This window comes from Geodermatophilus sp. SYSU D01176 (assembly GCF_054050015.1).
Genome location: NZ_JBJGYN010000055.1, coordinates 16,870 through 28,072 on the forward strand (window position 1 = coordinate 16,870; position 11,203 = coordinate 28,072).

Sequence of the window (11,203 nt, forward strand, 5' to 3'; positions counted from 1 at the left end):
GGTCCCCGGTCACCGGCTCACGCCGCCTGGCAGACCGGGCACCAGTAGAGGTTGCGGCCGACCATCTCCTGGGTCTGCACCGGCGTCCCGCAGACCCGGCAGGGCAGCCCGGTGCGCCGGTAGACGTAGTGCGCGTCCTCCCGCCGGACGGCGCCGCCCCGGCGGTTTCGGTGCTCCGGGCGGGTGGTGACGATCCGGCCCATCCGGACGCCGGAGCGCATGAGCACGACGAGGTCCGACCACACGGCGGCCCACGTGGCGGCGTCGACGTGCCGGCCCGGGCGGAACGGTGAGACGGCGTGCCGGAAGAGGATCTCGGCGCGGTAGACGTTGCCCACCCCGGCCAGCACCGACTGGTCCATGAGCAGCGCGCCGATCGCGGTGCGGCTGCCGGCGATCCGCCGGTGGGCCACCGTGCCGTCGCTGCGCGGCCGCAGCGGGTCGGGGCCCAGACGGTCCAGGATGCGGTCGACCTCCGGCGCGGTGAGCACCTCGCAGACGGTGGCGCCGCGCAGGTCGGTCCACGCGCCGAGGCCGTCGGGGCCCTCGCCCTCCCAGCGCATCCGCAGCGCCCCGCGCGCGGGCGGCGGCGTCCCGGTGCCGGCGGTGTAGCTGCCGTAGAGGCCCAGGTGCACGTGCAGGGTGTCGGGGCCGAAGCAGGCGAACAGGTGCTTGCCGTAGGAGGTCACCTCGTCGAGCACCCGGCCGTCGAGCAGCGCCGCTCCGGCGGCGAAGCGGCCCTGCGGGCTGGTGACGTGCACGGGGCGGCCGGCGAAGGCGAGCGTCTGGTCCCGGGCCAGCCGGTTGAGCGTGTGTCCCTCAGGCACGGGCGGCTCGGCAGGTCATGTCCCCAGCTTCGCCCCCGGCCGGCGGCTCCGCCACGACGGCGCCGGACCCGGTCAGCGCCCGCGGACCTGCTGGTAGCGCTCCAGCGCCACCCGGCGCTCCTCGGCGTGGTCGACGACCGGCAACGGGTAGCCGTCCGGGACGCCGTCCGGCGCGAGCCACGGTTCGTGCACGAACCGGGCCGGGACGTCGCGCAGCTCGGGCACCCAGCGGCGCACGTAGTCGCCGTCGGGGTCGAACTCCCTGCCCTGCCGGGTGGGGTTGAAGACGCGGTGGTAGGGCGAGGCGTCGGTGCCGGTCCCGGCGACCCACTGCCAGCCGTGGTTGTTGCTGGCCAGGTCGCCGTCGACGAGGTGCTGCAGGAAGTAGCGGGCCCCGCGCCGCCAGTCGACGTGCAGGTCCTTGACCAGGAACGACGCCACGATCATCCGGACCCGGTTGTGCACGTAGGCCTCGCCGTGGAGCTGGCGCATCCCGGCGTCGACGATCGGGTAGCCGGTGCGGCCCCGCGCCCACGCCTCGAACCGCTCGTCGGCGTCCGGGCCGGTGTCGTAGGTCATCGCCCGCATACCCTCGTCCAGCGGCTCACGGGCGGACCCCGGGCGGTGCCACAGGACGTCGGCGTAGAAGTCCCGCCAGCACAGCTCGGTGCGGAAGCGCTCGGCGGCGTCGGAGTCGACGTCCTCCAGGTCGGCCAGCAGCGTGCGCGGGTGCACGCAGCCGTACTTCAGGTAGGCCGAGAGCCGGCTGGTGCCGTCGGTGCCCGGGGTGTTGCGGGTCCGCTCGTAGTCGTCGATCCGCTCCGCGCGGAAGCGCCGCCAGGCGTCGGACGCGGCCCCCTCGCCGGCCGGGGGCAGCCGGACGCCGTCCGGGTCGGGGGCCTCCGGCGGGTCCTCGGACCGGACGCCGGTGGCCCAGGGCACCGCACCGGGCCGCGGTGCGGGGGCGCGCCAGCCGTGCTCGCGCCAGGCACGGGAGAAGGGCGAGAAGACGCGGAACGGCGTCCCGTCGGACTTGGTGACCCGGCCCGGCGTCACCGCGTACGGCGAGCCGGTGCGCACGAACGGGACGTCGCCGAGGGCCCGCTCGACCGCCGCGTCGCGCTGCCGGCCGTAGACGCCGGTGTCGGCCGAGACGTGCACGCTGCCCGCCCCCACCTCGCGCACCAGCTCCGGGAGCACGCGCGCGGGGTCGCCGGAGCGCAGCACGAGGGCGCCGGCCACCTGCTCGCCGAGGTCGGCGAGGCAGTCGAGGAGGAACTGCCGCCGGGGCACTCCGGAGGGACCCCACAGCCGGGGGTCGAACACGAACACCGGGAGGACGGCGCCGTCGGGACCGGCGGCCTCGACGGCGTCCACCAGGGCCGGGTGGTCGGCGAGCCTCAGGTCGCGGCGGAACCAGAGCAGCGCGGTGGGCACCCCCGCGAGCGTAGGCAGCCCTCGGGGGCCGCGCAGGTCAGGCGGCCGAGCGGGTCAGCGGGCGGCGGTCGCCAGGCCGAAGTGCGGGCGGTCGGCCTCGGCGACGAGGTCGACGTACTCCGGGTGCTGCTGGATGTAGTGGCGCACGAACGAGCAGTAGGGCAGCACGGTCAGCCCGCGCTCACGGGCGGCGGCGAGCACTCCGGCGACGAGCGCCGAGCCGATGCCGCGGCCGCCGACGGAGGGGTCGACCTCGGTGTGCGGCAGCGCCATGCTGCCGTTCTCGACGTGGTAGCTGGCCAGGCCGACGACACGGTCGCCGAGCCTGATCTCGAAGCGCCCCCGGTCCGGGACGTCGACCACGCTCGTCTCCATGCTGGGTGTTCCCCCTCCGCTCGTCCTCGGCGCCGTTGCCGGGACTCGACATGCGTGTGGAGACGGTAACGCCTCGCAGCCCGGAGAGTGCCGGCCGACGGGGGCATGTCGCCCCTGCGGGCGACACGCCGCCGGCTGGGTAGGGGCCCGGCATGCCCTTCTCCTTCCGCTTCACCAAGCGCCTCGGTCCGCTCCACCTGAACGTCGGCCGGCGGGGCTTGTCGCCGAGCTTCCACGTCGGTCCGGTCGGCTACAGCCCCCGTGGACGCCGCTGGTCGGTGCGGCTGCCCGGGCCGTTCCGGTACGTCTGGTCGCGCCGCCGCTGAGCGGGCTCAGGGGCGGGGGTTGGTCCGGGTCCAGCCGCGCTCGTCGCGCCGTCCGCCCAGACCCGCCCGGCAGCGGCGGCACACCTCCTGCACCTCCTCGGCGTGGCGGCCGGACTCCGGCTGGACGTCGGCCCAGCTGACGTGCGGGAACCGGGCCAGCCGCGACCTGCTCAGCGAGAGGCCGCAGACCGTCTCGTTGCGACCGCGCTCCCAGGCGTGCACCTCGCCTGCGGGATAGCGGATGCCGTCGTCGGGGTCGACCCACTGGCCGGCGGCCGCGACCGCCGCGTTGCGGAGTGCCATGGCGGACCCCTACCCGCATCCGTCGTCCGGGTCGCTCAGCCGGCGGGCCGGTCCGCGGCCGCCCGGCCGGGCAGGGACCGGCCGAGCACCAGCGCGCCGACCCCGGACAGCACGACGGCCAGCAGGGCGACCCGCAGGCTGGTCGCGTCGGCCAGGGCGCCGACGAGCGGCGGTGACAGCAGGAAGCCGATCCGCAGCAGCAAGTTGACCGCCGTCAGGCCCGTCCCGTGCGGGAGCCCGGGCAGCTCGTCGGCGGCGTGGTAGACGGCCGGGATGAGCGTGGCGACGCCGAGCCCGGCGAGCGCGAACCCGAGCAGGGTGGTGGGCACCGACGGCAGCGCCAGGGCCAGGCCCATCCCCGCGGCGGTCAGCGCGCCGCCGGCCCGCGCCACGCGGCGCTGGCCGAACCGGTCGACCACGCGGTCGCCGGTCAGCCGCCCGACGGTCATCGCCACCGACAGCGCGACGAACCCCAGCCCCGCGGTCGCCGCCCCGGCGTCGAGCTCGGTGCGCAGGTAGAGCGCGCTCCACGAGGCGCCGGCGTCCTCCACGAAGGCGCCGCACGCGGCGAGCACGCCGAGCACCGCCAGCGCCGGGACGGCGGCCCGCCGGCGCGGGCGCTCTCGCGGCACCCCCCCGGCGACCGGCTCGGGCTCGTCCCGACCGGGGAGCACCGCGCGGGAGGTGACCAGCGCGACGGCGCCGAAGACGACGGCCGAGCCGCCGAGCTGGGCGGCCAGCGGCACACCCAACCCCGCCGCGGCCGAGCCGAGCAGCCCGCCGGCGACCGCGCCCACGCTCCAGAGGCCGTGGAAGGCGTTGAGGATCGAACGCTGGTAGAGCCGCTGCACCCGCAGCCCGTGCGCGTTCTGGGCGACGTCGACGATCGCGTCCAGCGCGCCGAGGAGCAGCAGCGCCGCGGCCAGGCCGAACCAGTTGGGCGCCAGCGACGCCGTCCACACCGTGACGCCGAGCAGCACCAGGCCGTAGGAGGCGACCCGGCCGGAGCCGAACCGGCGGATCAGCGCCGCCGACGACAGCCCGGCCAGCAGGGCGCCCAGGGGGAGGGCCGCCAGCGCCGTGCCGAGTGCGGTGCTGCTCAGCCCCAGCTGCGCCTTGACCTCCGGCAGCCGGGGCACCAGGCCGGCGTAGAACACGGCGTTGAGGAAGAAGCAGGTGGCGACTGCGGTGCGGGCACGGCGCAGGCGTGCGGCGTCGAGCGTGGTGGTGTCCACGGTGTCCTCGGGGCGGGGGGTGGGCGAGCGGTCAGCCGGCGAGCCGGGAGAGGGCGGAGCGGATCTGGGCGGCGTCCATCGGGTCGGTGGACAGCGCGCTGTGCAGCACCAGTCCCTCCACCAGCGCGTCGACCTCGCGGGCGGTCACCGGGTCCAGGTGGCGCTCGAGGCTGCGGCGGCTGCGGGACATCCAGTCCTGGGTGACCGCGCGCAGCGCCGGGTTGCGGGCCGCGGCGACGTAGAGCTCGACGGCGAGCACCAGGTCCCGGGTGGACCCGAGCAGGTCGCCGGTCAGGTGCTCGACCAGCGCCTCCAGGGCCGCGGCCCGGTCCGGCGCGGCCCGTATGCGCTCGTCGAAGCGCTCGGCGACGGTGTCGACGTGCCGGGTGAACGCCGCGGCGAGCAGCTCGGTCAGCGAGGCGAAGTGGTAGGTCAGCGACCCCAGCGGGACGTCGGCGGCGCGGGCGATCGCCCGGTGCGTGGTGGCGGCGACGCCCTGCTCGGCGATCACGTCGAGCGCGGTGTCCAGCAGCCGGTCGCGCCGTCCCGGGTCGTGCCGGCGGGCCCGCCGCGGCGGGGCCGAGGTCACCGGCCGGGCCCGTCCAGGGTGCGGACGACCCGGGCGGGGTTGCCCACGGCGACCACGTTCGCCGCCAGGTCCCGGGTGACCACGGCCCCGGCGCCGACGACGGTGTTCTCGCCGATGGTCACGCCGGGCAGCACGATCGCCCCGCCGCCGAGCCAGACGTTGTCGCCGATGGTGATCGGCTCGGCCGCCTCCCACTTGTCCCGCCGTGGCTCCGGCTCGACCGGGTGGGTCGGGGTGAGCAGCTGGACGTTGGGCCCGATCTGGACGTCGTCCCCGATGGTGATCGGCGCGACGTCCAGGGCGACCAGGCCGAAGTTCGCGAAGCAGCGGGCGCCGATGCGGAGGTGGCTGCCGTAGTCGACGTGGAAGGGCGGCCGGATCTCGGTGCCCTCGCCGACGGCGCCGAGCAGCTCCTCGAGCAGCCGGCGGCGCAGCGGACCCTGGCGCACCGTCGTCGCGTTGTAGGCGCCGGCCAGGTCCAGCGCGCGGGTGCTGGCCTCGGCGAGCTCGGGGTCGTCGGCGACGTAGAGGTCGCCGGCGAGCATCCGCTCGCGCATGGTCCGGGAGTCGGCGACGTCGTCGCGGAGGCTCATAGGAACAACTGTACACATCGGCTGGGTGTGGGTGCGGGGTGCTGCTCGTCACGGCGGGGCTCAGCGGTTGCCGGCGACGGCGTCCAGAGCGGCGACGACGTCGTGCGGGCAGGAGAAGCCGGCCCGGTGCTCCGCGTCGAAGTCGGCGTCCGCGAGCAGCGTCCGGGCCCGGTGCTCAGCGCGGTCGACGTCGAGGCGCTCCAGCCGGGACGCCGGCCGCTGCCGCAGGGCGCGCCACCACCGGGCTGCACCGAGCAGCCGGGCGGCGGCAACGGCGTCCCCGCGGGCGGCGGCGACGCAGGCCAGCCCCTCCAGGGCGGCGGCGTGCCCGGGAGCGGTCTGCCACGCCCGGCGGTGGGAGAACTCGGCGCTGGCCAGGTCCCCGTCGGCCTCGGCGAGGTGGCCCAGGCCGACCAGGGCGGTGGCGGTCCACTCCGGCTCGTTGCGCCCGGCCAGCAGCTGCTGCGCGCGGGTGAGGTGGGCCCGGGCCGCGACCGGGTCGCCGCGCTGGCGGGCCAGCAGCCCTTCCCCCACCGCGGCCCGGGGGTTGCCCTCGGCGCCGAGCTGCCGGGCGACGGCGTGGGACTCGGCGAACAGCCGCGCGGCGCGATCGGGATCGCCGAGGAGCAGGGTGACGTGGCCGGCGCCGGCGAGGACGTACTGGATGGTGTTGGCCGGCCCGACCTCGGCTCCGCTGGTCAGCGCCCCCTCGTACATGTCCAGCGCCTCGGGCAGCTGCCCGGCGCGGTGCAGGGCGATGCCGAGGTGGAACTGGATGGCCGAGACGCCCCACTGGTCGCCGAGCGCGCGGAAGGCCGCCAGCGCGCGTCCGCCGACGGCGGTGGCCGCGGGCAGGTCGCCGGCAGCGGCGTGCAGCTCCATGCGCACGAAGTCCACCAGCGCGCCGCACCAGGCGTCCCCGGCCCGGCCGAACACCCGGGCGTCCCGCTCGAGCCCGGTGGCCGCCGGTGCCGGGTCGTCGGCGCCGATGGCCTCCACGGCGAGCAGGGTGTCCGACAGCGCGGCGCGGAACTCGTCGCCCAGGTCGGTGAACAGCGCGCGGCTCTGCGCGGCCGCGTCGGCGCACTCGGGATCGGGGTGGACGATGCAGGCGCCCGGGCGGGCGGCGACGGCCAGCGACTGCAGCGCCCGCGCCCGCGCCTCGAGCGAGCCACCCGGTGTGGCCGCGAGCACCGAGGCAACCCGTCGACCGCCGTCGGGACGGGTGGCGAAGTACCAGTACCAGCCCAGCGGGGCCACCAGCCGGAGCCCGGCATCGGGGTCCTCGGCGGCGTGCTCGGTGCACCAGGCGAGCGCGGCGTCGACGTCGTCGCGCTCGACCGCCAGCCGCGGCAGCCAGTACGCCTGCCCGGCACCGCGCAGGTCGGCCTCGGCGCGGTCGGCCAGCCCGGTGAGGTGGGCGACGTGCGCCCGGGCCACACGGTCGGCCTCGCCGGACTCGGCCAGCCGCTCGGCGGCGTACTCCCGGATGGTCTCCAGCAGGTGGTACCGCGGACCGGCGCCGGCACCGGCCGGCGAGCGGTCGACCACGACCAGGGACCGGTCGACCAGCCGGCCGAGCAGGTCGACGACGGCGGACGGGGTCAGCGGCTCGCCGCCCGCGACGGCCTGCACCGCCTCCAGTGTCCAGCCGCCGCGGAACACCGACAGCCGGCCCAGCAGCACCCGCTCGGGCTCGGTCAGCAGCCGGTAGCTCCAGTCGACGGTGGCGCGCAGGGTGCGCTGGCGCGCTTCGGCGGTCCGCGGACCGGTGGTGAGCAGAGTGAACCGGTCGCCCATCCGCCGGGCGAGCTGGTCGACCGGCAGCGCGGCGACCCGGGCGGCGGCGAGCTCGATGGCCAGCGGGATCCCGTCGAGGTGCCGGCAGACCTCGGCGACCGCGGTCGCGTCGTCCGGCCGCAGGGCGAAGTCCGGGAGCGCCGCGCGGGCCCGGTCGACGAACAGCTGCACGGCCGCGCTGGCCACCACGTCGCCGGCAGCCGCCGCGCCGGCGGGGACCGGCAGCGGGTCCAGGGCGCACTGGACCTCGCCGCGGGCGGCCAGCGGCTCGCGGCTGGTGGCCAGCACCCGCACGGCCGGGCAGGACTCCAGCAGCCGCTCGGCCAGCAGCGCGCACGCGTCGGCGAGGTGCTCGCAGTTGTCCAGCACCAGCAGCGTCGCGCGGTCGCGGAGGTGGCCGAGCAGTTGGTCCTCGGCGGTCGCGGTCGGCACGTCCCGGATGCCCAGCGCGGCCAGCGCGGCGTGCGGCACGCCCGCCGGGTCGGTGACGCCGGCGAGCCGGACCAACCCGACGCCGTCGCCGGAGCCGGCCGCGGCGGCGCGCGCGGCCTCCACCGCGAGGCTGGTCTTCCCCACGCCGCCGGGGCCGGTGACCGTCACCAGCCGGGAGGCGCGGAGCAGCGCCACCAGCCGGCGCAGGTCGGCGTCGCGGCCGAGGAAGGAGGTCAGCCGGGGCGGCAACCGAGGTGGCGGTGCCGGCGACGGCGGCGCCTCGGGGGGTGCGGCCCGGGCCGGAGCGCCGAGGTCGGGATCCTGCTGCAGCACCGCCTCCTGCAGGCTTCGGAGTTCGGCGCCCGGCGCCAGGCCGAGCTCGGCGTCGAGCACCGCGCGGGCCCGCTGGTAGGCCGCCAGCGCGTCGGCCTGCCGTCCGGACCGGTACAGCGCGAGCATCAGCCGGGCGTGCAGCCGCTCGCGCAGCGGATGGGCGGCGGTGAGCGACTCCAGCTCGGCGAGCACCTCGGTGTGCCGGCCGGCGGCGAGCTCCAGGTCGACGAGCTCCTCCCGGGCCGCCAGCTGCAGCTCGGTGAGCCGGGCCGCCTCCGGTGCGGCCCAGCGGGCGTCGGGGAACTCCGCCAGCGGGGTGCCGCGCCACAGGCCCAGCGCCTCCCGGTAGCGCCGGGTGGCACGCTCGGGGTCGGTGCCGGCGGCCGCGCGGGCCTCGGCGACCAGGTCGGCGAGGCGCAGCGCGTCCACCTGCCGCGGGTCGACGTCGAGCACGTACCCGGGCGGCCGCGTGACCAGCGCGTCGGCGATCCCGGCGGCGGCCAGGGCGCGGCGCAGCTTGGACACCCGAACCTGCAGCGCGTTGCCCGGGTTCGCCGGCAGCTCCTCACCCCACAGGGCGTCCACCAGGGCCGGGACGGCGACCACCCGGCCGGCGGAGAGGGCCAGCAGCGCGAGCAGCTCCCGCTCGCCGCCCCCGGGCAGCGGCCGCGGCTGCCCGTCGACGACGACCTCGACCGGCCCCAGGACGCGGATCTGCATGCGCCGCCCTCCCCGGAGCCCGTCCGTCGAGTCGGCCGATTGTCGGCCGCGCGGCACCCCCGCACAACGAGCCCGCGTCCGGCCGGGCGCCCCGCGGTCAGCGGCCGGACAGCGAACGGACAGCGCACCCCGGGACGGTCGGCGCTGACCGGACCCGCACAGGAGGCGCCATGATCTCGGTCCACGTGCCGGCGATGACCTCGCGGCGCGACGTGCGGGCGATCAGCGCCCGGATCAGCGACGTCCCGGGCGTGCAGACCCTCCAGGCCGACCTGGCCGACCGCACCGTGCGGGTGACCGGACCGGCCGACCCCGCCGCGGTCACCGCCGCCATCGGCGCCGCCGGCTTCCTCGTCGACCGGGCCGCCGACCCCCTCGACGGCCCCCCGCTGCCCGGCACGACTCCTCCCGGAGGACCCACCGTGGACACCTTCTACGCCACCGACACCACCGGTCTGCCCGAGGCCACCCGCCCCGAGATCCTCGAGCTCGCCGACGGCGACGAGCTGCAGCTGCGGATCGCCCCGGTCGCCAAGCGGCTGGGCGACGCCACGGTGCGCATGCTCGCCTACGACGGCTCCGTCCCCGGCCCCACCCTGCGGGTCCGGCAGGGCACGCAGGTCACCGTCCACGTCACCAACGACACCGACGTCGAGACCACCGTGCACTGGCACGGCCTGCGGCTGGAGAACCGCTACGACGGCGTGCCCGGTGAGACCCAGGCGCCGATCCCGCCCGGCGGGCACTTCACCTACCGCCTGCCCTTCGTCGACGCCGGCGCGTACTGGTTCCACCCGCACGTCCGGGAGGACCTGCAGCAGGAACTGGGCCTGTACGGCACCATCCTGGTCGACCCGGCCGAGCCGGACTACTGGCCACCAGCGCACCGCGACGTCGTCCTCACCCTGGACGACGTGCTGCTCGAGGACGGCGCGATCGCCCCGTTCAGCCGGACCGAGACCGACTACGCGGCGATGGGTCGCTACGGCAACGTGCTGCTCGTCGCGGGCGAGACCGACCTGGCGCTGACCGCACGGACCGGCGAGGTGGTGCGGTTCTGGTTGACGAACACCGCCAACAGCCGGGTCTTCCGCGTCGTCCTGCCCGGCGCGCGGATGAAGCTGGTCGGCGGCGACAACGGCCGCGTCGAGCGCGAGCAGTTCGTGGACGACGTCGTCCTCGCCCCCTCGGAGCGGGCCGTGGTCGACGTGCTGTTCGACCGGCCGGGCGAGCTCGTCCTGGAGCACCGCACCCCGCGGCGCACCTCCCGGCTGGCGTCGATCACCGTGGTTGACGAGGAGGCGCGGCCGTCGCTGCGCGAGGCGTTCGAGGTTCTGCGCACGGCGCCGGAGCTGACCGCCGAGCGGCAGCAGCTGGAGCCGTGGCTGGCCGCCGAACCGGACAAGGTCCTCGCCATCGTCGCCGAGATGGACGACCCCGCCACGGCCGCGGCGGGTGAGCCGGCGTCCTACGCCTGCCCGATGCACCCCGACGTGGTCAGCGACCGGCCCGGCCGGTGCCCGAAGTGCGGCATGAAGCTGCTGGCGACCTCGTCGGGCGGCGCCGCCGGCCACCACGGCGCCATGGGCCATGACACGGGCCATGACACGGGCCATGACACGGGCCATGACACGGGCCATGACACGGGCCATGACATGGGCCACGGCATGGGCCACGGCATGGGCCACGACAGGGGCCATGGCGACATGGGCCACGGCGACACGGCCCACGGGTCCGGCACCGCCGACGGCATCGAGTGGGAGGACGACATGGCCGAGGTCAACCGGCAGACCACCGCGGCCACCATGCGCTGGCAGCTGCTCGACCGCACCGACGGCGGGAACGCCCCGCCGGCCGACTGGCGGTTCACCGTGGGGGAGCGGGTGAAGATCCGGCTGGTCAACGAGATGGACTCCGACCACCCAATGCACCACCCGTTCCACGTGCACGGGGCCGGCCGCTTCCTCGTGCTCGCCCGCGACCGCGTGCCCGAGCCCAACCTGGTGTGGAAGGACACCGTCCTGGTGCGCACGGGCCAGACCGTCGACATCCTGCTCGAGCTCTCCACGCCCGGGATCTGGATGGCGCACTGCCACATCGCCGAGCACATGCACAGCGGGATGATGTTCAGCTTCACCGTCGCGGCCGGAGCGACCCGGTGACCGCGCCCGACGGCCCGGCCGTCGAGCCGCTGGACGTCGCCGTGGTCGGTGGCGGCCAGGCCGGCCTGGCC

10 protein-coding genes are annotated in these 11,203 nt (G+C 76.6%); 2 read left to right on the plus strand and 8 right to left on the minus strand.

Going from position 1 to position 11,203, the window contains the following annotated elements:
• Positions 1-17: 17 nt before the first annotated feature.
• From ACI78Z_RS21450 to ACI78Z_RS21460, 3 genes are all read right to left on the minus strand, one after another.
• On the minus strand, positions 18-827 hold the full coding sequence (locus tag ACI78Z_RS21450; RefSeq protein ID WP_457038557.1) for an Fpg/Nei family DNA glycosylase: 810 nt from the start codon (positions 825-827) through the stop codon (positions 18-20).
• A 72-nt stretch (positions 828-899) separates the two neighbouring features.
• A complete protein-coding gene (locus ACI78Z_RS21455) occupies positions 900-2,264 on the minus strand; it encodes a cryptochrome/photolyase family protein (protein WP_457038558.1) in 1,365 nt (454 codons plus the stop codon).
• A 54-nt stretch (positions 2,265-2,318) separates the two neighbouring features.
• Positions 2,319-2,639, minus strand: a complete 321-nt coding sequence (locus ACI78Z_RS21460) for a GNAT family N-acetyltransferase (protein ID WP_457038559.1) — start codon at positions 2,637-2,639, stop codon at positions 2,319-2,321.
• 152 nt (positions 2,640-2,791) lie between these two features.
• Between ACI78Z_RS21460 and ACI78Z_RS21465 the strand changes: the two genes are divergently transcribed.
• Positions 2,792-2,965 (plus strand): DUF4236 domain-containing protein, encoded by a 174-nt coding sequence (locus ACI78Z_RS21465; protein ID WP_457038560.1) that lies wholly within the window; start codon positions 2,792-2,794, stop codon positions 2,963-2,965.
• Between the two features lie 6 nt (positions 2,966-2,971).
• Here the strand turns inward: ACI78Z_RS21465 and ACI78Z_RS21470 are convergent, their stop codons facing one another.
• The 5 genes from ACI78Z_RS21470 to ACI78Z_RS21490 are packed head-to-tail and all read right to left on the minus strand — an operon-like array spanning position 2,972 to position 8,970.
• The gene (locus tag ACI78Z_RS21470) at positions 2,972-3,268 is read right to left on the minus strand and encodes a hypothetical protein (protein ID WP_457038561.1); all 297 of its coding nucleotides are present in this window, start codon (positions 3,266-3,268) and stop codon (positions 2,972-2,974) included.
• Between the two features lie 35 nt (positions 3,269-3,303).
• A complete protein-coding gene (locus ACI78Z_RS21475) occupies positions 3,304-4,503 on the minus strand; it encodes an MFS transporter (RefSeq protein ID WP_457038562.1) in 1,200 nt (399 codons plus the stop codon).
• 31 nt (positions 4,504-4,534) lie between these two features.
• Entirely contained in the window at positions 4,535-5,092 is a 558-nt protein-coding gene (locus tag ACI78Z_RS21480; RefSeq protein WP_457038563.1) for a TetR/AcrR family transcriptional regulator, read from the minus strand.
• On the minus strand, positions 5,089-5,685 hold the full coding sequence (locus ACI78Z_RS21485; protein ID WP_457038564.1) for a sugar O-acetyltransferase: 597 nt from the start codon (positions 5,683-5,685) through the stop codon (positions 5,089-5,091). The genes ACI78Z_RS21480 and ACI78Z_RS21485 overlap by 4 nt, the downstream gene beginning before the upstream one ends.
• 60 nt (positions 5,686-5,745) lie before the next feature.
• Positions 5,746-8,970, minus strand: a complete 3,225-nt coding sequence (locus ACI78Z_RS21490; RefSeq protein WP_457038565.1) for a BTAD domain-containing putative transcriptional regulator — start codon at positions 8,968-8,970, stop codon at positions 5,746-5,748.
• A gap of 170 nt (positions 8,971-9,140) precedes the next feature.
• Here ACI78Z_RS21490 and ACI78Z_RS21495 point away from each other — a divergent pair, with 170 nt between their 5' ends.
• Positions 9,141-11,132: a multicopper oxidase domain-containing protein gene (locus tag ACI78Z_RS21495; protein ID WP_457038566.1), complete on the plus strand. Its 1,992-nt coding sequence runs from the start codon at positions 9,141-9,143 to the stop codon at positions 11,130-11,132.
• Positions 11,133-11,203: the final 71 nt, after the last annotated feature.

Coding starts and splice junctions, on each gene's coding strand:
- ACI78Z_RS21460 (WP_457038559.1), bottom strand. CDS start 2,639: ATGGAGACGAGCGTGGTCGACGTCCCGGACCGGGGGCGCTTCGAGATC.
- ACI78Z_RS21465 (WP_457038560.1), top strand. CDS start 2,792: ATGCCCTTCTCCTTCCGCTTCACCAAGCGCCTCGGTCCGCTCCACCTG.
- ACI78Z_RS21470 (WP_457038561.1), bottom strand. CDS start 3,268: ATGGCACTCCGCAACGCGGCGGTCGCGGCCGCCGGCCAGTGGGTCGAC.
- ACI78Z_RS21485 (WP_457038564.1), bottom strand. CDS start 5,685: ATGAGCCTCCGCGACGACGTCGCCGACTCCCGGACCATGCGCGAGCGG.
- ACI78Z_RS21490 (WP_457038565.1), bottom strand. CDS start 8,970: ATGCAGATCCGCGTCCTGGGGCCGGTCGAGGTCGTCGTCGACGGGCAG.
- ACI78Z_RS21495 (WP_457038566.1), top strand. CDS start 9,141: ATGATCTCGGTCCACGTGCCGGCGATGACCTCGCGGCGCGACGTGCGG.